We start from the raw sequence: 23,621 nt of genomic DNA, 5'->3' as shown, positions 1-23,621 counted from the left end.
ATTCCTATCACCGCGCGCCGAGTGGTGACATTCCGTCCGGGACAGAAGTTGAAAAGTCGCGTCGAGAACGCGACACCCAAGGATGCTGACTAATTTCAGTACGACAAAAAGGCCGCCTAGCGGCCTTTTTTTTGCCTTAAATTTGGTCGTTCTACATGATTTATCCACGCTGTAAGGATTTCGTAAGTATCCGGAAAATAGGGCGAAAATCGGTCCTCACCGATAGTGACAGCGTCAACACTTTTGCTATAACAGCGCCATCACATAGCAAATGGTTTGAATAATGAAAAAGACAGCATTTTTATTAAGCATCCTGTTAGGCATGCCGCTGCTGGCTAGCGCCAATGTTTCCGTCAACATCAACACGCCGGGCGTTTCGGTGCATATCGGCGATCAGGATAAGCGTGGCTACTATTGGGATGGCTACGACTGGCGTGCACCAACGTGGTGGAAACAGCACCATAATCAGCGCATTGGCACCAAAGGTCCGCACGGTTACTGGAACGGTAACGGCTGGCAGGCGCAGCATCCGGGCAATGGGCTGCATCGGGATGACAAACGTCAGCCACAGCGACAGCCGCAACCGCAGCATCACGACCAGCATGATAATCAGCAGAAGCGTGATAATCACGGTCAGCCGCTTCCCCCGCATCAGTAATGCTTCTCCAGCGGCGCCTCCACAGCGCCGCTTTCTTTTTGCTGTAATCCCACTACAATCAAATCTCTGTTTTCTCAGCCAATCTTATCTATGACTCTGCTGGATCAGCTTGCTTCTCAGGCAAACCGCCGCAGCCAGCGCTGGCTCATCACACTCAGTGCGCTGCTGTTGCTGCTCATTGGGCTTAGCCTGTCGGCCGGTGACAGCTGGATCTCCCCAACACAATGGTTTTCGGCGCAAGGCGATCTGTTCGTCTGGCAGCTGCGCATGCCGCGTACGCTGGCGGTGTTGCTGGTGGGTGCGGCGCTGGCAGTGTGCGGCGTGGTGATGCAGGCACTGTTCAATAATCCGCTTGCGGAACCCGGCTTATTGGGTGTGTCGAATGGGGCAGGAATTGGTCTGGTATTGGGCGTGATGCTTGGCAACGGTTCGTTATGGAGCTTAGCGCTGGCGGCAATGGCCGGTGCACTGCTGATCACCCTGATTCTGCTGCACTTCGCCCACAAACAACTGTCGGTAAGCCGCTTACTGTTGACCGGCGTGGCGCTCGGCATTATCTGTAGCGCCATCATGACGTGGGCGGTGTACTTTAGCACCAGCCTCGATCTGCGCCAGCTGATGTACTGGATGATGGGCGGTTTTAGCGGCATCGACTGGCGCTATGGCTGGATGATGCTGGCGCTGCTGCCGGTTACGCTGCTGCTGATCGCTACCGCGCGCACGCTGAATTTGCTGGCGCTGGGCGAAACCTCGGCGCGTCAGCTCGGATTACCGCTGCTGCTGTGGCGCAACCTGCTGGTGCTGGCGATGGGCTGGCTGGTGGGCGTGAGCGTGGCGATGGCGGGGGCAATCGGCTTTGTCGGTCTGGTGATCCCGCATTTGTTGCGTCTCAGCGGTTTCAGCGATCATCGTTATTTGTTGCCTGCGGCGGCATTAGCCGGTGCCGCAGTGCTGCTGGGCGCGGATATTATTGCGCGGCTGGTGTTAACCTCCGCCGAACTGCCGATTGGCGTGGTAACCGCCACGCTCGGCGCGCCGCTGTTTATCGTGTTATTAGTGAAGTCTTCGCGCTAGCTTTGGCTGGCAACGTGTTATCAACAACAGGAATCGACTATGAGCATTTATCAAACAGAACTGGTGACGCTGGACGGTGAAAAAACTTCGCTGGCCGCCTATGAAGGCAAGGTGCTGCTGGTGGTGAACGTGGCATCCAAATGCGGCCTGACGGCGCAGTACGAGCAGTTAGAATCGCTGCAGAAAGCCTGGCAGGATAAGAACTTCAGCGTGCTGGGCTTCCCGTGCAATCAGTTCCTCGAGCAAGAGCCGGGCAGCAACGAAGAGATCAAAACCTTCTGCAGCACCACCTACGGCGTGACTTTCCCGATGTTCGATAAAACTGACGTCAACGGCGAGCATCGTCATCCGCTCTATGCGCAGCTGACGGCGGCGCAGCCAGTGGCGCAACGCCCGGAAGGCAGCGGTTTCCTTGAGCGCATGGAGAGCAAAGGCCGCGCGCCGAAAGCGCCAGGCGATATCCTGTGGAACTTCGAGAAGTTCCTCATTAATAAGCAGGGCAAAGTGATTGCGCGCTTCTCACCGGATATGACGCCGGACGATCCCATCATCCTGAAAAGTGTAGAGCAGGCGCTGGCCGAGTAAATGCTATTGCAGTGTCAGGGAGTCAGCGTCGCAGGGCGGCTGGCTCCCGTTGAACTTAGCGTTAACGCCGGTGAGTTAGTACATCTGGTGGGGCCGAACGGTGCGGGCAAAAGTACCTTGCTCAACGTGCTGTCCGGTTTGTTGCCGAGTCAGGGCCGGATTCTGCTGGATGGCGCGCCGCTGTCCACGTTAAACGGTGCGGCATTGGCTCAGTTGCGCGGCTGGCTGCCGCAGCAGCAGATGGCGCCGGGACCAATGCCGGTGTGGCATTACTTACGCATGCATATCTCCGCCCAAACGGCAGAAACGGACTGCGTCTTACAGCACGTGCTTGCGCAATTAGCTCTGCAGGATAAGCTGACGCGCAGCCTGACGCAGCTTTCTGGCGGTGAATGGCAACGTGTGCGGCTGGCTGCCGTGGTGTTACAGGTACATCCGGCGATCAATCCTCGCGGCAAACTGCTGCTGCTGGATGAGCCGATGAGCGCTCTCGACGTGGCGCAACAGCGCGTAGTTGATAAGTTGCTGGCCGAACTGTGCCGTAGCGGCCTGGCAATTGTTGCCAGCGGGCACGACCTCAATCACAGCCTGCGTCACGCCGATCGCGTGTGGCTAATGCATCAAGGCTCGGTGGTACATCAGGGCCGCGCCCGCGAGGTGCTGACCGCTGCGCAATTAGCGCCGCTTTACCAAACCCCGTTTGAACAAATCGATACTGCACAAGGCCCGCTGTTGCTTATTCCCTGACAGAGGATTGCGTGCCGTGGCGCTTTGCCGCTAAAGTGTCAGCCGGACGAGGGAGAGAGGAAAAGGCTGATGCGGCTGACAATTTTGATTTTGGCACTTTTGCTGGCGGGCTGTAGCCATCATGCACCGCCGCCTAACGGTCGCCTGTCTGATTCCATCACCGTGATTGCCCAACTTAACGATCAGCTGAGCCGCTGGCGCGGAACGCCGTATCGCTACGGCGGGTTAAGCCGCGGTGGCGTGGACTGTTCCGGCTTCGTCTACCTGACCTTCCGCGATAAATTTGAGATGCAATTGCCGCGCTCGACCATTGACCAAACCGACATTGGTACGCGCATCGACAAAGGCGATCTGCTGCCTGGCGATCTGGTGTTCTTCAAAACCGGCAGTGGAGAAAACGGTTTACACGTGGGTATTTACGATACCGACAACACCTTTATTCACGCCTCGACCAGCCAAGGTGTGATCCGCTCTTCGCTGGATAACGTTTACTGGCGCAAAGTATTTTGGCAGGCGCGTCGCATCTAAATAGTGCTTATATCGCTTAATAAAGACGCGGAAAAAGAAAGGTTATCTCACCCTGAATTAATTCCGAATCGTGCCGATATTTAACTATCATTTAGAATGGCACTTTACCCGCCATCGATTTAATACTATTAATAAAGCTAAATTTATTTAATTGGTATGGATATTAACCCCGGCTTATTTGGCTTAAGTATTATTTGCGGCTTAAATCGGCGTAATAAGACCTAAAACGGCACCTCTTCAAACGTTTGGTCCTATTGCCTGGTGGTATTCGTTGATATACGATGCGCCAATTGCCATTGCTTCTGGCTTGAAAAATGAAAGTCCATTTGTCTGCCGACTATCAGTCGGAAACCTGGTTTTATCCAGTTTACTCTCTGGCGGGCCAGCTGACTGCGGTCGAGCTGGTGACGCAATTTGTCCACGACAGCGCACCTATTACGCTGCCGCAGGATTTGTTATTGCCACAATTGGACGATGCGCAGCAATTACGTTTGCTGCAAAGCCAGCTTTCATTGCTGGAAAAGTACCGCGACTTTTTTGAGGTTAATCAAATTACCGCGTTGGTACGTATCGATGATTCCATGGCCAATACACTTTTGGCCAGCGAATTTCTGTTAAGGAAATTCCGACAAATTCCTTTTATTGTTTTGGATATCAGCGAAACGTTTCCGCAATTATCTTTGGGTAAATCCCATCCTTTGCTCGCCGCATTACAAAGTGAATTTCGTTTATCGCTTTCACAATTTGGTGCAGGAAAAGCACCGGCAACAGCGGTCTACGATAATCTGTTTAGCGTGTTAAAACTGGATAAAGTCTTTATTCAGAACCTGGCAAAACGTGCCTCGTTTACGCCTTTTATTCAGACGGTTATCAATAATTTTTCTGATTTTGCGGAGCAGATCATTATTTGTGGTATTGACGATAACCAAATGATGGAAAAGATGAGCACGTTGAGTGGTGCGCAGCTGCAGGGCAGTTTGTTCCCGGTGGTTAAAGCTGAACGTCTTAGCGATCTCATCTATTCCGATCTGAATTTACACACGCCTTCGCAGCAGTAATCCTTTCGCCTGTCTTCCGCGCCGCGTCGGCGTTACAATCCTGGTTATCTTAAAACTCAATGCGGGTGCCTTCGTTAAGCGCACCTTCCGGAGTGTCGATGCAATTTACCAATAGCTGGCAGCAAGAATTAGCCGGATTCTACACCGCGCTGGACCCAACGCCATTGGCAGGTGGACGGCTGTTTTATCACAATGCGCCGCTGGCACAAGAGATGGGTTTAGACGATGCACTGTTCGCCGGCAACGGGCATGGCGTGTGGTCAGGGCGCGAACTGTTGCCCGGCATGTCGCCGCTGGCGCAGGTGTATAGCGGCCACCAGTTTGGCGTCTGGGCGGGACAACTGGGCGATGGGCGCGGCATTCTGCTGGGTGAACAGCAGCTGACGAATGGGCGTAAGCTCGACTGGCACTTAAAAGGCGCCGGTTTGACCCCGTATTCGCGCATGGGCGACGGTCGCGCGGTGATCCGCTCCAGCGTACGCGAATTCCTCGCGTCCGAAGCGCTGCATCATCTTGGCATTCCCACCACGCGCGCGCTGGCGCTCGCCATCGGCGATGAACCGGTGCTGCGCGAAACCCAGGAACGCGGTGCGATGCTGATGCGCATTGCCGACAGCCATCTGCGTTTCGGCCATTTTGAGCATTTCTATTACGGTGGTGAACAAGACAAAGTGCGCCAGCTGGCGGATTACGCTATTCGCCATCACTGGCCGCAGCTAAAAGAGGAAGCGGACCGTTATCTGCTGTGGTTCACCGATATCGTCAAACGCACCGCCAGCCTGATCGCCCATTGGCAAAGCGTGGGCTTTGCGCACGGCGTGATGAACACCGATAACATGTCGATTCTGGGCTTAACGCTGGATTACGGTCCGTACGGTTTCCTCGACGACTATCAGCCGGATTACATCTGCAATCACAGTGATTATCAGGGCCGCTACGCCTTCGAAAATCAGCCGATGATTGGCCTGTGGAACCTTAATCGCCTGGCGCACGCCTTGTCGGGCTTAATGACCACCGAGCAGCTTAAACAGGCGCTCGGCCACTATGAAAACGAGCTGATGCGCGTCTGGGGCGAGAAAATGCGTGCCAAACTCGGCTTGCTGACGGCGGATGCCAATGACAACACGCTTCTGACCGGCTTGCTTGCGATGATGACGGCGGAACGCAGTGATTACACGCTGACCTTCCGCATGCTAAGCGACACGCAGCAAGATGAAAGCCGTTCGCCGTTGCGGGATGAGTTTATCGATCGTGACGCTTTTGATCGCTGGTACAGCGATTATCGCCAGCGGCTGTTGCAAGACCACGCCAGCGATGCGCAGCGTCAGGCGGTGATGAAGGCGGCCAATCCGGCGCTAGTATTGCGCAACTATCTGGCGCAGCAGGTGATTGAAGAGGTCGAGAACGGCGAGACCACGGCGTTAGCTAAACTGCATAGCGCGTTACAGCAGCCGTTTAGCGATGCGGCCGTCAGCGCCGAGTTGCGCCAACGGCCACCAGAGTGGGGCAAAACGCTGGAAGTGAGTTGTTCCAGCTAAGCGTCAGTTAAAAACGGCTGTCGACAGCGGCAGCCAGTTTTGCCAGCACCTCGGCGCTGTCTTCCCAGCCGAGGCAGGGATCGGTGATCGACTGGCCGTAGGTTAGCGCTTCACCGCTCACCACTTTCTGATTCCCTTCCTGCAGGAAACTCTCGATCATCACACCCGCGACCGCGCGCGATCCGGCACGAATTTGCGCCGTCACGTCATCGGCAACATCACGCTGACGACCGTGCTGCTTCAGGCAGTTGCCGTGGCTGAAGTCGATTACCAGCTGCTCCGGCAGATTGAAGTCGCGCAGATTGGCCGCCGCTGCCGCCACATCTTCGGCGTGATAGTTGGGCTGACGACCGCCGCGCAGGATCATGTGACCATGCGGATTGCCGCTGGTTTGATAAATGGTCATCTGACCGTTTTTATCCGGTGACAGGAACATGTGGCTGGCGCGCGCGGCGCGAATCGCATCGACCGCGATCTGCACGTTGCCGTCGGTGCCGTTCTTGAAACCGACCGGGCAGGAGAGCGCCGATGCCATCTCACGGTGGATCTGGCTTTCAGTGGTTCGCGCGCCAATTGCGCCCCAGCTGATCAGGTCGGCAATAAACTGGCCGATCACCATATCGAGGAATTCGGTGGCGGTTGGCATGCCCAGCGCGTTGATATCCAGCAGCAGTTTGCGCGCGATGGCGATGCCGCGATTGACATCATAGCTACCATCCAGATCCGGATCGGAAATCAGGCCTTTCCAGCCAATCACGGTGCGCGGTTTTTCAAAATAGGCGCGCATGACAATTTCCAGACGATCTTTATGGCGCTCGCGCAGCACGTTCAGACGTTCAGCATACTCAATCGCCGCTTTAGGATCGTGCAGCGAGCAAGGGCCAATAATCACTAAAAGACGCGGATCTTCGCCGGTCAGAATGCGCGCGATGCGTTGACGGGAAGCCGTGACGTTGGCGGCAATCTCTGCCGAAATAGGGTGTTCATGCGCGAGCGCAGCCGGAGTTAACAGGCTACCGATGCGCGCGGTACGCAGTTCATCAGTCTTGTTCATTGGGATTCTCAAAAATTTTTTCTTCGCAGCGGTGAAATACCGGGAAGTGATGATGGTCACAATAAACTAATAGCCTGCGAATTCAACCTGCTAAAAACAAAGGTCTTCAAATTAGACGGAAGCGTGGCTTTACGATTCAAATACAGGTCAGGAATGTAGTAACGAGGTCGCCATAAATGGCGACCCTACGAATGTGTTGTGCGGTTTTTGTAGGGACGCCATTTATGGCGACCGCAAGCAATACCTAATACATGTTGCGGTTCAGGCCCATGATGTCGAGGATTTTGGTGGCGATCTCCTCCACCGAATAATTGGTGCTGTTGAGATAACGAATCTGATTGGTGCGGAACAGCGCTTCCACTTCGCCCACCTCGAGACGGCATTGGCGCAGCGAGGCGTAACGGGTATTTTCCGCGCGTTCCTGGCGAATCGCCGCCAGACGTTCAGGATCGATGGTCAACCCAAACAGCTTATGCTGATGTGCACGCAGCGCCGGCGGCAGTTTCAGGTTATCCATATCATCGGCAATAAACGGATAGTTAGCGGCGCGCACGCCAAACTGCATCGCTAAATACAAGCTGGTGGGCGTTTTCCCGCAGCGAGACACGCCGAGCAGAATTACCTGCGCATCTTCTAAACCGCGCAAAGAAATGCCGTCATCATGCGCGAGGGTATAATCGATGGCCGCGATACGCGCGTCATATTTGCCGAGGTTACTGGCGGTTAAACCGTGTGTGCGGTGCGCAACCGGCATTGATGCCACGCCCAGCTCGCTTTGCAGCGGTGCCACCAGCGCCTGCACGATGTCCTGACAAAAGCCTTCACTCTCGAGAATAATTTCGCGTACATCGGGCGTCACAATAGAGAAGAACACCAGCGGGCGCACGCCGCTCTGCTGATAGAGCGCGTTAATCTGCGCTTTAACCGCTTGAGCGCGTTGCACATTCTCAACAAACGGCAGCGTCACGCTGTGGGCCATCACCGGGAACTGAGATAACACCGCATGGCCCAGTACTTCGGCGGTTATGGCGGTGCCATCAGAAATGTAAAATACGCTGCGTTCAGTGTTCATCGTGCAAATATCCTCTTGCGTATCAATGTCTAAATTATTGATGACAATATTTCATTTTAATTAATAGTAAAATGAAATATCCATATTGTTCACTATTGTGCTCACAAAGATAAATCAGCGAATAATCAATATTAGATGAAATGCTGTTTTGAAAAGCGTTATTTTCGCGCATTTTCCTTTTCGCGCATGAAATAAAGTGTGAAGCCGTTGCGCAACGAAAATCAATCGCTAACCCTCTGAAAAAGGGAAAAATATCGTTGCAGCAATCAATTGGCGTGAAATAGCACGGTTGCGCAACTCAATTAATTCTAAGTACTAATCCGATTTTGCCTTTCTTTTCCTGCTTTAACGATTCAACACTTAGTCTTTATTTATCGGTTGTGCCAGGCTGTTTTAGCGAATAGCAAAATGTTCCATGTGTATTCACATCATTTAAAAGGATAATCTCAATGTCCAATCAAGACCAACAGTCGCTAGTGCTCTGGTACAACCAGCTTGGCATGCATGATGTTGATCGGGTGGGAGGCAAGAATGCTTCCCTGGGAGAAATGATTACGAATTTGTCGTCGCTGGGTGTTTCCGTGCCAAACGGTTATGCGACCACATCTTATGCGTTTAATCTGTTCCTCGATCAAAGCGGACTGAACCAGCGTATTTACGATTTGCTGGATAAAACGGATGTTGATGATGTTGCTGAGCTCGCGCAAGCGGGTAAACAGATTCGTCAATGGGTGGTCGATACGCCATTCCAGCCTGAGCTGGAAGCGGCGATTCGTAGCGCCTACGAACAACTCTCTGCTGATGATGCCGACGCCTCCTTTGCGGTGCGATCGTCAGCCACCGCCGAGGATATGCCCGACGCCTCGTTTGCCGGCCAGCAGGAGACTTTCCTTAACGTGCAGGGCTATGACGCGGTGATCATCGCGGTGAAGCACGTGTATGCCTCTTTATTTAACGATCGCGCTATCTCTTACCGTGTGCATCAGGGCTACGACCATCGCGGCGTAGCGCTCTCGGCCGGTATTCAGCGCATGGTGCGATCGGATCTCGCCTCATCAGGCGTAATGTTTACCATTGATACCGAATCAGGCTTCGATCAGGTGGTGTTTATCACCTCAGCCTTTGGTTTGGGCGAAATGGTGGTGCAGGGCGCGGTTAACCCTGACGAGTTCTACGTGCACAAACCGACGCTGGCAGCCAATCGCCCGGCGATTGTGCGTCGCACCATGGGCTCGAAAAAGCTGCGCATGGTGTACGCCGATTCGCAGGAGCATGGCGAGCAGGTGCGCATTGAAGATGTCGAGCAGGAACAGCGCGATCGCTTCAGCTTAACTGATGATGAAGTGCAGGCGCTGGCGCGTCAGGCGGTGCTGATTGAGCAGCATTACAAACGCCCAATGGACATTGAGTGGGCGAAAGATGGCCACACCGGCAAACTGTTCATCGTGCAGGCGCGTCCGGAAACGGTGCGCTCCAACGGTCAGGTGATGGAACGCTATACGCTGCAGGGTAAAGGCAAAGTGGTGGTCGAGGGCCGCGCCATTGGTCATCGCATCGGTGCCGGTGAAGTTAAAGTGATTCACGACATCAGCGAGATGCACCGCATTGAAAAAGGCGATGTGCTGGTGACCGACATGACCGATCCCGATTGGGAACCGATCATGAAGAAAGCCTCGGCCATCGTGACCAATCGCGGCGGTCGCACCTGCCACGCGGCGATCATCGCGCGTGAACTGGGCATTCCGGCGGTGGTGGGCTGTGGCGATGCCACCGAACACCTGAAAGATGGCCACAAAGTGACGGTGTCCTGTGCCGAAGGCGATACTGGTTATGTCTATAACGAACTGCTGGACTTCGAAGTCACCAGCTCGCAGGTCGATACCATGCCGGAACTGCCGCTGAAGATTATGATGAACATCGGTAACCCGGATCGCGCCTTTGATTTCGCCTGCTTGCCGAACGAAGGTGTTGGGCTGGCGCGTCTGGAATTCATCATTAACCGCATGATTGGCGTGCATCCGAAAGCGCTGCTGGAGTTTGATCAGCAGACGCCAGAACTGCAGCAGCAGATTCGTCAGATGATGAAAGGCTTTGATGATCCGATTGAGTTTTACATCGGCCGTCTGACCGAAGGGATTGCGACCTTGGGTGCGGCGTTTGCGCCGAAACGCGTGATTGTTCGTCTCTCGGATTTCAAAACCAACGAATACGCCAACCTGGTCGGCGGCGAGCGTTACGAGCCGGAAGAAGAGAACCCGATGCTCGGTTTCCGTGGCGCCGGTCGTTACGTTGCTGACAACTTCCGCGATTGCTTCAAGCTGGAGTGCGAAGCGGTGAAGCGCGTGCGTAACGAAATGGGACTGACCAACGTTGAGATCATGATTCCGTTCGTGCGTACCGTCGATCAAGCTGAAGCGGTGGTCGCCGAGCTGGCGAAAAACGGTCTGAAGCGCGGCGAGAACGGCCTGAAAGTGATCATGACGTGTGAGATCCCGTCCAACGCCTTGCTGGCTGAACAGTTCCTCGAGCACTTCGATGGCTTCTCCATCGGCTCAAATGACATGACGCAGCTGGCGCTGGGCCTCGATCGCGACTCTGGCGTGGTGTCCGCGCTGTTTGATGAGCGTAACGATGCGGTGAAAGCACTGTTGTCGATGTCGATCAAAGCAGCGAAAAAGCAGGGCAAATACGTCGGGATTTGTGGTCAGGGCCCGTCGGATCATCAGGACTTTGCGGCATGGTTAATGGAGCAGGGCATTGATAGCCTGTCGCTGAATCCGGATACCGTGGTTGAAACCTGGTTAGGTTTGGCAGAGCTCAACGCTGCGAAACATTAACCAAGTGGCAATTTGATGCTTCAAATGAGAATTTGACGTGTCTTTAAGGTAATTATCAAGGCCAGCGCTGCTGGCCTTGTTGTTTTGCCAGAAAAAAAGCCAAAAAAAAGCCCATCACAGGGGATGGGCAAAGACTACACACAGCAATTCTTTACTTTACTCAGGGGAATAAGGTTGTTTAAAAATCAGTAGCTTGATTCCAAACATAGGAAACATGTTATTGGTCAGGCCCGCTGGCGTCTTTAAGAATCCTCTTATTAGTTTAAAGCTGATAACCTTTCGTGGTGATTTTCTTAGTGATCGACCGCTGTTTCAGCTGCAAAAATAATCATTCCGTAAGCAAATCCCACCTAAAGTGCCTAAAACTGCGTTTTTTCTTAAAAATCGCTTATGGAAAAAAATAATTATCAGTAAGGAATGCAAGGTGACGAAGTTGAGGCATTAGGCGGGTTAAAGTAAGGCCAGTGTAAAACGGAGAGTTTGCGTATCGTTTTTGGATGGGCATTAAGGTGTATCAGGTCGCCATAAATGGCGACCCTACGAATAACTTAATGTTCTTCTTCGTGATCGGCCAATGCTTCGATGGCGGTTTGCATATCGTCATCCGGTTCAGGTGCTTCATGCATCCACACCGAAACCAGACGATAAGAGACCGCCAATACCACCGGACCGATAAACAGTCCGATCATACCGAAGGCAATCAATCCGCCAATGACGCCAGAGAGGATCAGGATCATCGGTAAATCGGCGCCCATGCGAATCAATACCGGACGCAACACGCTGTCCAACGTACCGACCACGCAGCTCCATACCAGCAGCACCGTGCCCCATGTGGTATCGCCGCTCCAGTAGAGCCAGATAATCGCTGGCACTAACACCACCAGCGGTCCGAGCTGCACCAGACAAGTGAGGATCATCAGCACGGTTAACAGCGTGGCGTAAGGAATGCCGGAAATGGCTAAACCGATGCCGCCGAGTACGCCCTGCACCAGCGCGGTGACCACCACGCCCAGCGCCACGGCGCGAATCGCCTGACCAGCCAGCAGCACGGCGGCATCACCACGGCGTCCGCTCATGCGATAAGCAAAATGACGAATCCCGTGGCCCACCTGCTCGCCGCGCCAGTAGAGCAACACGCTGAACAGCAGCATCACGATGAGGTGCATCATAAAGCGGCCAAAGTGTCCGGCCTGCGCCACGAAGAAACCCGTTGTACGACCAATATAAGGCTGCACCTGATTCAGCATGGCCGCGCCGCCGCCATCCACCAATTTGTGGTAGCTGGAATAGAGTTTTCTGCCGACATAGGGAATCTGTCGCAACCAATCAAGGTCAGGCATCACCAGATGGCGCTGCGTTGCCCAGGCAATCACCGGCGCGCTGTTATCAATCAGGCTGCTGACCAGCAGGGCGATAGGAATAATAAACAGCAGTAATAGCAAAATGGTCATGGCGATGACCGCCAGCGAGCGGCGTCCCCATAACATCTGTTGCAGACGAATCATCAACGGCCAGGTGGCGATCACCACCATGCTGGCCCAGGCGAAGCCGAGAATAAAGGGCTGCACCACCCACAGACTGGCGATGATCATGATCAGAATGAACATCAGTGAAAACAGCATTTGCGGTAAATCCATACCGCGTTGCAGGTCTTTCATCACAACGGTTAACCTCGATTGAATCCTTCAGAGTGGGGCTGAACAGCCCTGATTAATGATGATCTATTTCCTGAAAATTAAACAGGAAAAGCAGCGACGGCGGCGCGCTTTCCTGAAAAAACAGCAGCCAGCAGAAAAGTATGATAAAACCAATGGCTGAAAAAAATTACGACGCAAACGTTTACAACATCTCGGTCACTCAATAATGATCCCACAGATTTCTCAGGCACCGGGCCTCGTTCAACTGGTGCTGACATTCCTGCAGTCCTTAAAAGAGCAAGGCTTTACTGGCGATACCGCCACCAGCTATGCCGATCGCCTCTCGCTTTCCACCGACAACAGTATTTATCAGCTGCTGCCTGATGCGGCGCTGTTTCCGCGCTCGACGGCGGATGTAGCCTTGATTGCGCGCCTCGCCGGTGAAACCCGCTTTACCAGCCTGGTGTTTACGCCACGCGGTGGCGGTACCGGCACCAACGGGCAGTCGCTCAATCAGGGCATCGTGGTGGATATGTCGCGCTACATGAACCGCATCCTGGAAATCAATACCGAGCAAGGTTGGGTGCGGGTCGAAGCGGGCGTGGTGAAAGATCAGCTCAATGCGTGGCTCAAGCCGTATGGCTTCTTCTTCTCGCCGGAGCTCTCCACCAGCAACCGCGCCACGCTTGGCGGCATGATCAACACTGATGCATCGGGCCAGGGATCGCTGGTGTATGGCAAAACCTCCGATCACGTTGAAGGACTGCGTGCGGTGCTGCTGGGCGGTGATATCCTCGATACGCGCGCCATGCCGACTGCCCTGGCGGAACAGCTGGCGAACACGCCAACGGCGGAAGGGCGCATTTATCAGCAGGTGTTAAGCCGCTGTCGTGAACAGCGCGATCTGATTCTGGAGAAATTTCCCAAGCTCAATCGCTTCCTGACCGGCTACGACCTGCGTCATGTGTTCAGTGATGATTTACAGACATTCGATCTGACGCGTCTGCTGTGCGGCGCAGAAGGCACATTGGCCTTTATTACCGAAGCGCGCCTCGACATCACGCCCATCCCGAAAGTGCGCCGTTTGGTGAACATCAAATACGACTCCTTCGACTCGGCCCTGCGTAACGCCCCTTTTATGGTGGAAGCCAAAGCGCTGTCGGTAGAAACTGTTGACTCAAAAGTACTGAACCTGGCGCGTGAAGATATCGTCTGGCATTCGGTAAATGAATTAATTACCGATGTGCCAGACAAAGAGATGCTCGGCCTCAACATCGTGGAGTTTGCCGGTGATGATGGTGAACTGATTGAGCAGCAAATCAGCACGCTGTGCCAGCGCCTCAATGAGCTGATGCAGCAGCAGATGGGCGGCGTGATCGGCTATCAACTGTGCAACGATTTAGGCGGCATTGATCGCATCTATAATATGCGCAAAAAAGCGGTTGGCCTGTTGGGGAACGCCAAAGGGCGCGCCAAGCCGATTCCGTTTGTGGAAGATACCGCCGTGCCGCCAGAGCAGCTGGCGGATTACATCGTCGATTTTCGCGCATTGCTTGACAGCCACGGCCTGAGTTACGGCATGTTTGGTCACGTGGATGCCGGCGTGCTGCATGTGCGTCCGGCGCTGGATATGTGCGATCCGCAGCAGGAGCTGCTGATGAAGCAGATCTCCGATGAAGTGGTCGCGCTGACCGCACGCTACGGCGGGTTATTGTGGGGCGAACACGGCAAAGGTTTCCGCGCGCAATACAGCCCGGAATTCTTTGGTGAGACGCTGTTCAACGAATTGCGCCGTATCAAAGCCGCCTTCGATCCTGATAACCGCATGAATCCCGGCAAGATCTGTACGCCGCTGGGCAGTGATGAACCGATGATGCAGGTTGATGCGGTGAAACGCGGCACCTACGATCGACAGATTCCGGTCACGGTACGCAACGAGTGGCGTGGCGCGATGGAGTGTAATGGTAACGGCTTGTGCTTCAACTTTGATGCGCGTAGCCCGATGTGCCCGTCGATGAAAATCACCCGCAACCGCATTCACTCACCGAAAGGGCGCGCCACACTCACGCGTGAATGGTTGCGCTTGCTCACCGAGCAGGGCGTGGATCCCGTTCAGCTGGAGCTGGCGCTGCCCAAACAGGGCGCCAGCTTGCGTACGCTGATTCAGCGTACGCGCAATACCTGGCATGCGAATCAGGGCGAATATGACTTCTCGCACGAAGTGAAAGAGGCGATGTCGGGCTGTCTGGCGTGTAAAGCCTGTTCGACGCAGTGCCCGATCAAGATCGATGTGCCGAACTTCCGTTCACGCTTCCTGCAGCTTTATCACACGCGCTATCTGCGTCCGATGAGCGATCATCTGGTGGCTAGCGTGGAGAGTTACGCGCCGTTGATGGCTAAAGCGCCCAAGGTGTTCAACTTCTTCCTCAAACAGCCGTGGATGCGCGAACTGAGCAAAACGCATATCGGCATGGTGGATTTGCCACTGCTGTCATCGCCAAGCCTCAAGCAGCAGTTAAGCGGCCATCCGGCGATGAACCTGACGCTGGAGCAGTTAGAAGCACTGGATGCGGGGCAACGTGAAAACTGTGTGCTGGTGGTACAAGATCCTTTCACCAGCTATTACGAAGCGCAGCTGGTGACTGATTTCGTCAAGCTGATTGAGAAACTCGGTTATCGTCCGGTGCTACTGCCATTCTCACCGAACGGCAAGGCGCAGCATGTGAAAGGCTTCCTGCAACGCTTTGCACGCACCGCCAGCAAAACCGCTGATTTCCTCAACCGCGTAGCGAAACTGGGCATGCCGATGGTTGGCGTCGATCCGGCGACCGTGCTTTGCTATCGCGACGAATACAACCAGGTGCTGGGCGATCAGCGCGGCGAGTTTAGTGTGCAGCTGGTGCACGAGTGGCTGCAAACCGCCTTGTCTCCTCGCGCGGAGCAAACCGCCAGCGGCGAAGCCTGGTATTTGTTTGCGCACTGCACCGAAGTGACCGCGCTGCCCTCCACGCCGAATCAGTGGCAGAGCATTTTTGCACGCTTTGGCGCGAAGCTGGAAAACGTTAACGTCGGTTGTTGCGGCATGGCGGGAACCTATGGCCACGAAAGCGAAAACCTGGAGAATTCACTGGGGATTTATGAGCTTTCCTGGCATCCGCAACTGCAAAAGCTGCCGCGTCAACGCTGTCTCGCAACCGGCTTTTCCTGTCGTAGTCAGGTAAAACGCGCAGAAGGCAATGGCATGCGTCATCCACTGCAAGCGTTACTGGAAATGATGTAAACAAATTGTAGGAGTCGTCACAAAGCTGGATTAGAATATCCAGCCTGCGTGGCGAACAAAATCACTCTGCAGGCGGGTAGCTTGATCCCACTCGCCGCTCAGCGCCAGTTGATGACACAAACGTGTTAATGACAGGCGCGCCAGTTGATAGGCCTGAATCCGAAACAAACGGTCACGATCGGCATTGCCCATCTCCTGCACTAAGCGGTGATGGAGCTTGCCCATGGCATGCAGAAAGCTGTGATCGTCGCCGTTGAGTTCGCAGATTTCTGCCATATCGAGGCAGGTGTCGTTGAAGCGACGCAGTTGGTCGAGAGTGCAATCGGTGCGGTTGAGCTTTGCCTGAGCCATATAGAAGTCAACGGTGATATCGCGCACCGAAAACTTATATTCGTCGATTTTATGTTGTAACCAGGCTGAGACGGTAAGCGTCATATCGCCACCTTTTTAGGTTAATGATAATCATTATCATATTCAACCGCGTCAGGAATGCAATTCCCGCTGTGAAATTTTATTGATTTCTTCTGCCTGTTACTAAAATCGGCAATAACAATTTCTTTACATAGTAGAAAGGCGTAACCTATCAATCAGGATTAAATCGTAAAATTGATTTTAAAAAATTTGCGGCAATTTAACGGGTTACGCTGGTCAGGCACGCACAGGAATGCCGCCGCCAATCTGCTTTGAAGCGACTATGCTTAATAAAGCAGCAGTGAAAAATAGCACGAGATGATTATCCCTGCAAAACAAGAGGTTGAAGTGATATCTGATATCACTACCATAGGGGGATAGCCTGAAAAGGCCCAGACATACGAGGTAGCACAATGTCATCAGTAAATGCCGACTCCTTTTCACCCGAAGATTTCGTCTGGAAAGGGCTCACGCTGACCGAATCGGCAGCGAAACAGATTCTTAACCTGGTAGAACAAGACCCTGAAGTCAAGGGCTTGAAACTGGGTGTGAAAACGTCCGGCTGTGCCGGCTTTGGGTACGTCATGGATCTGGTAAAGGATCCTGCCGATGACGACCTGCAGTTTGAGCAATTCGGCGCAAAACTGTTTGTGCCACTTCAGGCGATGCCGTTTGTTGACGGTACCGAGCTGGATTATGTCCGCGAAGGTCTTAACCAGATTTTTAAATTCAACAACCCTAAAGCTCAACACGCCTGCGGGTGCGGTGAAAGCTTTGGCGTCGAGTAAGTAAAACATGTCACGACACACCGAAGCATCTGATGATGTACAAATGTGGGAAGGCAAGCTCAATTATAAAGAGGGCTTCTTTACCCAGTTACAAACCGAAGAATTTGCCCACGGCATCAATGAAGATGTGGTGCGTGCGATTTCGGCTAAACGTAACGAACCTGAATGGATGCTTGAATTCCGTCTCAAGGCGTTCCGCGCCTGGGAGCAAATGGAAGAGCCGCACTGGCTGAAAGCGCACTACGAAAAACTGGATTATCAGGATTACAGCTACTGCTCTGCGCCGTCCTGCGGCAACTGCGATGACAGCTGTGCTTCTGAACCTGGCGCCACCCAAACCTCCGGCAGCGTCGCGTCCAGCGACTACCTGACGAAGGAAGTGGAAGACGCGTTTAACCAGTTAGGCGTTCCGGTGCGTGAAGGGCGTGAAGTGGCGGTGGATGCGATTTTCGACTCCGTCTCTGTTTCGACCACCTATCGCGGCAAGCTGGCGGAGCAGGGGATTATCTTCTGCTCGTTCGGCGAAGCGATTCACGATCACCCAGAGCTGGTGCAGAAGTATCTCGGGACTGTCGTGCCGCCAAACGATAACTTCTTTGCCGCGCTGAACTCGGCTGTGGCCTCTGACGGAACCTTCGTGTACATCCCGAAAGGCGTACGTTGCCCGATGGAGCTGTCGACCTATTTCCGCATCAATGCGGCAAAAACCGGTCAGTTCGAGCGCACCATCTTGATCGCCGATGAAGACAGCTACGTCAGCTACATCGAAGGTTGCTCTGCGCCGGTGCGTGACACCTATCAGCTGCACGCCGCAGTGGTAGAAGTGATCATCCACAAAAACGCTGAAGTGAAATACTCCACCGTGCAGAACTGGTTCCCAGGCGGTGAAGGCGAGGGCGGTATCCTCAACTTCGTCACCAAGCGTGCCCTGTGCGAAGGCGATCACAGCAAGATGTCCTGGACGCAGTCTGAGACCGGTTCAGCGATCACCTGGAAATATCCAAGTTGCATCCTGCGCGGTGATTACTCGATTGGTGAGTTCTACTCAGTCGCGCTGACTGCGGGCCGCCAGCAGGCGGATACCGGTACCAAGATGATTCACATTGGTAAAAACACCAAGTCGACCATCATCTCGAAAGGTATCTCTGCCGGTAAGAGCCAGAACACCTATCGCGGCCTGGTGAAAATCATGCCAACCGCCACCAACGCGCGTAACTTCACCCAGTGTGACTCGATGCTGATTGGTGCAGAGTGCGGTGCGCACACCTTCCCGTATGTGGAAACGCGCAACAACACCGCCCATCTGGAGCACGAAGCCACCACCTCGCGCATCGGTGAAGATCAGATGTTCTACTGCCTGCAGCGTGGCATCAGCGAAGAAGATGCGATCTCAATGATCGTTAACGGCTTCTGCAAAGACGTTTTCTCCGAGCTGCCACTGGAATTCGCCGTGGAAGCGCAAAAATTGTTAGCTATCAGCCTTGAGCACAGTGTGGGCTGATGCCCGTTGCCGGAAGCAATGTGAAGGAAAGAGTATGTTAAGCATTAAAGATTTGCAGGTTAGCGTTGAAGACAAAGAGATTTTGCGCGGTCTGAACCTTGAAGTGAAACCGGGCGAAGTCCACGCCATCATGGGACCAAATGGTTCAGGTAAAAGTACCCTGTCTGCAACGCTGGCTGGTCGTGAAGATTACGAAGTCACTGGCGGTTCTGTCACCTTTAAGGGCAAAGACCTGCTGGAACTTGAGCCAGAAGAGCGTGCCGGTGAAGGCATCTTCATGGCGTTCCAGTATCCGGTAGAAATTCCGGGCGTCAGCAACCAGTTCTTCCTGCAGACCTCGGTCAACGCGGTGCGTAAATACCGTGAGCAGGAGCCGCTGGACCGTTTCGACTTCCAGGACTTTATCGAAGATAAAATCCAGCTGCTGAAGATGCCAGAAGATTTGCTGACCCGTTCAGTAAACGTCGGCTTCTCCGGCGGTGAGAAGAAGCGTAACGACATCCTGCAGATGGCGGCCCTGGAACCTGAGCTGTGCATCCTTGATGAAACCGACTCCGGTCTGGATATCGATGCGCTGAAAATCGTAGCCGAAGGCGTTAACAGCCTGCGCGACGGTAAGCGTTCATTCATCATCGTGACGCACTATCAGCGCATCCTGGATTACATCAAGCCGGATCATGTACACGTGCTGTATCAGGGCAAGATCGTTAAATCTGGCGACTTCTCGCTGGTGAAACAGTTGGAGGAGCAAGGCTATGGCTGGCTTACCGACCAAGAGTGATAACGCCCTGCAGCAGTGGCATCACCTGTTTGAATCGCGCGGTGACGTACGTTCTTTACAGGCGCAGCAGCACTGGCAGCAACTGATGCGTGTCGGCTTGCCCACGCGTAAGCATGAAAACTGGAAATACACGCCGCTTGATGGCCTGCTGGCGCAGCAATTTGTGCTGCCACAGCCGCAGGACGTGAGCGCGGAGCAAGTTGAAGCGCTGGCGCTGCCGGTTGATGCGGTGCGTCTGGTGTTTGTTGATGGTCGCTTTCAGGCCGAATTGAGCAGCCGTGATACCGGCCTGTTTGAAATTCAGCATGCGCAGGCTTCTGAGCGTCGTCCGCTGCCGGCACCGATTCAGCCGGAAGTGTTCCTGCATCTGACCGAAAGTCTGGCGGAAGAAGCGACCACTATTCGTCTGGCGCGTGGCAAATCAGCGGCTAAACCGCTCTATCTGCTGCACATCACCAGCGGTCAGGACGCGGGCACCAACACTGTGCACCATCGCCACCATCTGCAGCTGGAAGCCAGCGCAGAAGCGGAAGTGATTGAGCACTACGTTACGCTGAATGACGTGGCGCACTTTACCGGCGCGCGTTTCACGTTCGACGTGGCCGACAATGCCAAACTGCAGCACATCAAACTGTCATTTGAGAGCGAGAAGGCTTACCACTTCGCGCACAATGACGTGGTGATGGGCCGTGATGCGAATGTCGCCACCACCAGCTTCCTGCTGGGTGCGGGCTTATCGCGTCACAACACCAGCGCGCAGCTGAATGGCGAAAATACCAATCTGGCGATCAACAGCTTGTCGTTGCCGGTGAATCAGGAAGTATGCGATACCCGCAGCTACTTGGAGCACAACAAAGGTTACTGCACCAGCCGTCAGATGCACAAAGTCATCGCGCGCGATAAAGGTCGTGCGGTGTTCAACGGCATGATCAAAGTGGCACAGCATGCGCTGAAAACCGATGGACAGATGACCAACAACAACCTGTTGCTGGGCCGTCTGGCTGAAGTGGACACCAAGCCGCAGCTGGAAATCTATGCGGATGACGTGAAGTGCAGTCACGGTGCGACCATTGGTCGTATTGATGAAGAGCAGATGTTCTATCTGCGCTCGCGCGGCATCGATGAGACTGCCGCACAGCGTATGATCATCCATGCATTTGCCGCTGAACTCACCGAAACGCTGGAGAATCCGGTACTGCGCCAGGTGGTGCTGCAGCGCATTGCCGCGCGTATTCCGGGAGTCGAGTCATGAGTTTCGATCTCGAACGCATCAGAGCGGAATTTCCGATTCTGAAACGTGAGGTCAACGGACATCCGCTGGCCTACCTTGATAGCGCGGCCAGCGCACAGCGCCCGCTCGCGGTCATCAATGCGGAAAGTTATTTCTACCAGCACGGCTATGCGGCCGTGCACCGCGGTATCCATTCGTTGAGCGCGCAGGCGACCACCGATATGGAAAACGTGCGTCATCAGGCCGCGCGTTTTCTTAATGCCGCTTCGCCTGAAGAGATCATCTTCGTCAAAGGCACCACCGAAGCCATCAATCTGGTGGCTAACAGTTGGGGCGGCAGCCAGCTGCAGCCGGGCGACAACATCATCATCACCGAGATGGAGCATCACGCTAACATCGTACCGTGGCAGATGGTGGCGCAGCGTACCGGCGCAGAAATTCGCGTACTGCCGCTGAATGCGCAGGGCGAACTGGCGCTGGAGCAGCTGAGCGGCTTGATTGATAGTCGCACCCGTTTGCTGGCGGTGACCCACGTTTCAAACGTGCTCGGCACCGTCAATCCGGTGAAAGCCATCGTGGCGCAAGCGAAAGCCGCTGGCGTGATTACGCTGGTGGATGGCGCGCAAGCGGTGATGCATCACGCGGTGGATGTACAGGATATCGACTGCGACTTCTACGCCTTCTCCGGCCATAAAATTTATGGTCCGACCGGCATTGGGGTGTTGTACGCGCGTAAAGCGTTGCAGGAGATCATGCCTCCTTGGGAAGGCGGCGGTTCGATGATTTCTGAAGTGGTGCTGCCAACTGGCACCACCTTTAACAGTACGCCATGGCGTTTCGAAGCGGGCACGCCGAATACCGGCGGCATCATTGGATTAGGTGCGGCGTTAACGTGGATCAGCGAATTGGGCCTGGATGTGATTCATCAGCGCGAATCGATGCTGATGCGTTATGCGCTGGATAAACTGGCTTCGGTGCCGGATCTCGTGATTTACGGTCCGGAAAGTCGCAGCGGCGTGGTGGCCTTTAATCTCGGCAAGCATCACGCGTTTGATGTCGGCAGTTTCCTTGATCAATACGGTATTGCGATCCGCACCGGCCATCACTGCGCAATGCCCTTGATGCGTCATTATGCGGTGCCGGCGATGTGTCGTGCCTCCTTCGCGCTGTATAACACCGAAGAAGAAGCCGATCGCCTGGCCGCAGGTTTGACCCGTATTCATCGTCTGCTGGGCGGTTGAGCAGATTTCAGGAGTGATTCATGGCGAATTTGCCAGATAAAGAGAGACTGGTTCGTAACTTTAATCGTTGCGCTAACTGGGAAGAGAAGTACCTCTACATCATTGAACTCGGTGGGAAATTACCAGAATCCTCCGAAAGCTTACAGCAGCCAGAACACGTGATTTCAGGCTGCCAGAGCCAAGTGTGGATACGCATGACCCCGCAGGCCGATGGCACCATCGCCTTCGAAGGTGACAGTGATGCCGCCATCGTTAAAGGGTTGATTGCAGTGGTATTTAGCCTGTATCAGGGGCTCAAGGCGCCAGAGATTCTCGATCTCGATGTGCGCCACTGGTTCGGCGAATTAGCGCTGACCTCACATCTCACTCCCTCGCGTTCGCAGGGGCTGGAAGCCATGATCCGCGCGATCCGGCATAACGCTCAGACCCTCAGCTAAGTTACACTCTCCAGACCCCGGCTTGACCGGGGTCTGTTCTATCCGACAAAGAGAAAATTGCATGAAACCAGCCTTACGTTTAGCCGGTGCATTGCTGTTGTCCTGTTGCGGACTCTCTGCACCTGCATTTGCTACGGAATATCCCTTACCAGCCGATAACAGCCGTTTAATTGGCGAGAATACCCTGACCACTGTGCCAGATGACAAACGGCCGCTGGAGAGCATTGCCGCGCGTTATAAGATAGGCATGCTCGGCATGCTGGAAGCCAATCCCGGCGTTGACCCCTGGCTGCCAAAGGCCGGCACACAATTAACCGTGCCGCTGCAAATGCTGCTGCCTGATGCGCCACGCGAAGGTATCGTTATTAACCTCGCGGAGCTGCGACTCTATTACTATCCGAAAGGTGAAGATCGTGTGGTGGTCTATCCGATTGGTATCGGTCAACTGGGCGCCATGACGCCAACCATGGTCACCAGCATCAGCCAGAAAATCCCTAATCCCACCTGGACGCCAACCACCAATATCCGCAAGCGCTATGCCAAAGAGGGCATCACCTTGCCGGGCGTGGTGCCCGCTGGGCCAGATAACCCGATGGGGCTGTTTGCCATGCGTCTGGCGCGCGGAACCGGTCAGTATCTGATTCACGGCACTAATGCTGACTTTGGTATTGGTATGCGTGTGAGTTCTGGCTGTATTCGCCTGCGACCGGATGATATTGAAGCGCTGTTCAACAGCGTGCCAAAAGGAACGCGCGTGCAGGTGATCAATCAGCCCATCAAATATGCGATTGAGCCCGACGGTAAGCGCTACGTTGAAGTGCATCAGCCGTTATCGCGCAACGATAAGGATGATCCACAAACCATGCCGATTGCGCAGTCTGCGCAGCTGAAAGCTTTCTCTAAGAATGAGAAGAGTGATACCGCGTTGATAAAGGAAGTGATATCCCGACGTTCAGGCATGCCGGTGTTAGTGAGCAGCGGTGAGCCAGTAACTAATCAGAGTGCTGAAGCTGTAGGTGAAGCAATAGCGCAGCCCTGAATTCGGACCAGAGAAACGCAGAATCAGGACAAAAAAAATGGTGCCACATGGGCACCATTTTTCAACCAGTACTCTTACTTACGGTAAGAGTGAGCCTGGTTGTCCAGACGCTGGTTAGCGCGAG

21 protein-coding genes, 1 other RNA gene and 1 pseudogene are annotated in these 23,621 nt (G+C 54.2%); 17 read left to right on the top strand and 6 right to left on the bottom strand.

The window, feature by feature from the left end; all coding sequences use genetic code 11:
- The 8 genes and pseudogenes from ihfA to RTM06_RS05160 form a co-directional block, all read left to right on the top strand.
- Window positions 1-93 (top strand): annotated as a pseudogene (gene ihfA, locus RTM06_RS05195) (integration host factor subunit alpha); the annotation flags it as partial.
- Between the two features lie 190 nt (window positions 94-283).
- Window positions 284-658, top strand: a complete 375-nt coding sequence (locus RTM06_RS05190) for a DUF2502 domain-containing protein (protein ID WP_312180425.1) — start codon at window positions 284-286, stop codon at window positions 656-658.
- A gap of 90 nt (window positions 659-748) precedes the next feature.
- Window positions 749-1,732, top strand: coding sequence for a vitamin B12 ABC transporter permease BtuC (gene btuC, locus RTM06_RS05185; RefSeq protein ID WP_256696317.1), 984 nt, complete (start codon window positions 749-751; stop codon window positions 1,730-1,732).
- 39 nt (window positions 1,733-1,771) lie between these two features.
- The gene (locus RTM06_RS05180; protein ID WP_008102947.1) at window positions 1,772-2,317 is read left to right on the top strand and encodes a glutathione peroxidase; all 546 of its coding nucleotides are present in this window, start codon (window positions 1,772-1,774) and stop codon (window positions 2,315-2,317) included.
- A 6-nt stretch (window positions 2,318-2,323) separates the two neighbouring features.
- On the top strand, window positions 2,324-3,064 hold the full coding sequence (gene btuD / locus RTM06_RS05175) for a vitamin B12 ABC transporter ATP-binding protein BtuD (protein WP_409455790.1): 741 nt from the start codon (window positions 2,324-2,326) through the stop codon (window positions 3,062-3,064).
- 69 nt (window positions 3,065-3,133) lie between these two features.
- Window positions 3,134-3,592, top strand: coding sequence for an NlpC/P60 family protein (locus RTM06_RS05170; protein ID WP_008102952.1), 459 nt, complete (start codon window positions 3,134-3,136; stop codon window positions 3,590-3,592).
- 314 nt (window positions 3,593-3,906) lie between these two features.
- Complete coding sequence (locus tag RTM06_RS05165) at window positions 3,907-4,650, top strand: EAL domain-containing protein (RefSeq protein WP_293798047.1); 744 nt, start codon at window positions 3,907-3,909, stop codon at window positions 4,648-4,650.
- A gap of 98 nt (window positions 4,651-4,748) precedes the next feature.
- Entirely contained in the window at window positions 4,749-6,188 is a 1,440-nt protein-coding gene (locus tag RTM06_RS05160; protein ID WP_312180418.1) for a protein adenylyltransferase SelO, read from the top strand.
- Window positions 6,189-6,195: 7 nt separating this feature from the next.
- On the opposite strand, the gene RTM06_RS05155 is transcribed toward RTM06_RS05160, so the two are convergent.
- Both RTM06_RS05155 and RTM06_RS05150 read right to left on the bottom strand, forming a co-directional pair.
- On the bottom strand, window positions 6,196-7,242 hold the full coding sequence (locus RTM06_RS05155) for a 3-deoxy-7-phosphoheptulonate synthase (RefSeq protein ID WP_312180416.1): 1,047 nt from the start codon (window positions 7,240-7,242) through the stop codon (window positions 6,196-6,198).
- A gap of 244 nt (window positions 7,243-7,486) precedes the next feature.
- A complete protein-coding gene (locus RTM06_RS05150) occupies window positions 7,487-8,314 on the bottom strand; it encodes a pyruvate, water dikinase regulatory protein (RefSeq protein ID WP_008102960.1) in 828 nt (275 codons plus the stop codon).
- A 449-nt stretch (window positions 8,315-8,763) separates the two neighbouring features.
- On the opposite strand from RTM06_RS05150, the gene ppsA reads away from it, so the two are divergent.
- Window positions 8,764-11,151 carry a phosphoenolpyruvate synthase gene (gene ppsA / locus RTM06_RS05145; protein WP_312180414.1) on the top strand — a complete coding sequence of 796 codons (2,388 nt, stop codon included), beginning with the start codon at window positions 8,764-8,766 and terminating at the stop codon, window positions 11,149-11,151.
- Window positions 11,152-11,250: 99 nt separating this feature from the next.
- On the opposite strand, the gene rprA is transcribed toward ppsA, so the two are convergent.
- An RNA gene (gene rprA, locus RTM06_RS05140) (antisense sRNA RprA) lies at window positions 11,251-11,358 on the bottom strand.
- A 341-nt stretch (window positions 11,359-11,699) separates the two neighbouring features.
- A complete protein-coding gene (ydiK, locus tag RTM06_RS05135) occupies window positions 11,700-12,809 on the bottom strand; it encodes an AI-2E family transporter YdiK (protein ID WP_256696324.1) in 1,110 nt (369 codons plus the stop codon).
- 205 nt (window positions 12,810-13,014) lie between these two features.
- Here ydiK and RTM06_RS05130 point away from each other — a divergent pair, with 205 nt between their 5' ends.
- Window positions 13,015-16,068, top strand: a complete 3,054-nt coding sequence (locus RTM06_RS05130) for an FAD-binding and (Fe-S)-binding domain-containing protein (RefSeq protein ID WP_312180412.1) — start codon at window positions 13,015-13,017, stop codon at window positions 16,066-16,068.
- A gap of 30 nt (window positions 16,069-16,098) precedes the next feature.
- On the opposite strand, the gene RTM06_RS05125 is transcribed toward RTM06_RS05130, so the two are convergent.
- Window positions 16,099-16,503: a hypothetical protein gene (locus RTM06_RS05125; protein WP_008102969.1), complete on the bottom strand. Its 405-nt coding sequence runs from the start codon at window positions 16,501-16,503 to the stop codon at window positions 16,099-16,101.
- 389 nt (window positions 16,504-16,892) lie between these two features.
- Here RTM06_RS05125 and sufA point away from each other — a divergent pair, with 389 nt between their 5' ends.
- The 7 genes from sufA (at window position 16,893) to RTM06_RS05090 (ending at window position 23,497) form a co-directional block, all read left to right on the top strand.
- Window positions 16,893-17,267 carry a Fe-S cluster assembly scaffold SufA gene (sufA, locus tag RTM06_RS05120; RefSeq protein ID WP_007892717.1) on the top strand — a complete coding sequence of 125 codons (375 nt, stop codon included), beginning with the start codon at window positions 16,893-16,895 and terminating at the stop codon, window positions 17,265-17,267.
- A gap of 7 nt (window positions 17,268-17,274) precedes the next feature.
- A complete protein-coding gene (gene sufB / locus RTM06_RS05115) occupies window positions 17,275-18,768 on the top strand; it encodes a Fe-S cluster assembly protein SufB (protein WP_312180410.1) in 1,494 nt (497 codons plus the stop codon).
- 34 nt (window positions 18,769-18,802) lie between these two features.
- Complete coding sequence (gene sufC / locus RTM06_RS05110) at window positions 18,803-19,549, top strand: Fe-S cluster assembly ATPase SufC (RefSeq protein ID WP_008102973.1); 747 nt, start codon at window positions 18,803-18,805, stop codon at window positions 19,547-19,549.
- On the top strand, window positions 19,524-20,801 hold the full coding sequence (gene sufD, locus RTM06_RS05105; RefSeq protein ID WP_256696326.1) for a Fe-S cluster assembly protein SufD: 1,278 nt from the start codon (window positions 19,524-19,526) through the stop codon (window positions 20,799-20,801). The genes sufC and sufD overlap by 26 nt, the downstream gene beginning before the upstream one ends.
- Window positions 20,798-22,021 carry a cysteine desulfurase SufS gene (gene sufS, locus RTM06_RS05100; RefSeq protein WP_091003179.1) on the top strand — a complete coding sequence of 408 codons (1,224 nt, stop codon included), beginning with the start codon at window positions 20,798-20,800 and terminating at the stop codon, window positions 22,019-22,021. Before sufD ends, sufS begins: the two co-directional genes overlap by 4 nt.
- 20 nt (window positions 22,022-22,041) lie before the next feature.
- Window positions 22,042-22,458, top strand: coding sequence for a cysteine desulfuration protein SufE (sufE, locus tag RTM06_RS05095; protein ID WP_008102979.1), 417 nt, complete (start codon window positions 22,042-22,044; stop codon window positions 22,456-22,458).
- A 61-nt stretch (window positions 22,459-22,519) separates the two neighbouring features.
- Complete coding sequence (locus tag RTM06_RS05090; RefSeq protein ID WP_312180403.1) at window positions 22,520-23,497, top strand: L,D-transpeptidase family protein; 978 nt, start codon at window positions 22,520-22,522, stop codon at window positions 23,495-23,497.
- A gap of 74 nt (window positions 23,498-23,571) precedes the next feature.
- Here the strand turns inward: RTM06_RS05090 and RTM06_RS05085 are convergent.
- Window positions 23,572-23,621, bottom strand: a 50-nt coding sequence (locus RTM06_RS05085; RefSeq protein ID WP_312180438.1) for an LPP leucine zipper domain-containing protein, incomplete at its 5' end; no start/stop codon positions are given.

This window comes from Pantoea sp. CTOTU46764, assembly GCF_031974595.1.
Taxonomy (GTDB): domain Bacteria; phylum Pseudomonadota; class Gammaproteobacteria; order Enterobacterales; family Enterobacteriaceae; genus Pantoea; species Pantoea trifolii.
This window is presented reverse-complemented; position numbering and strand designations above follow the sequence as displayed.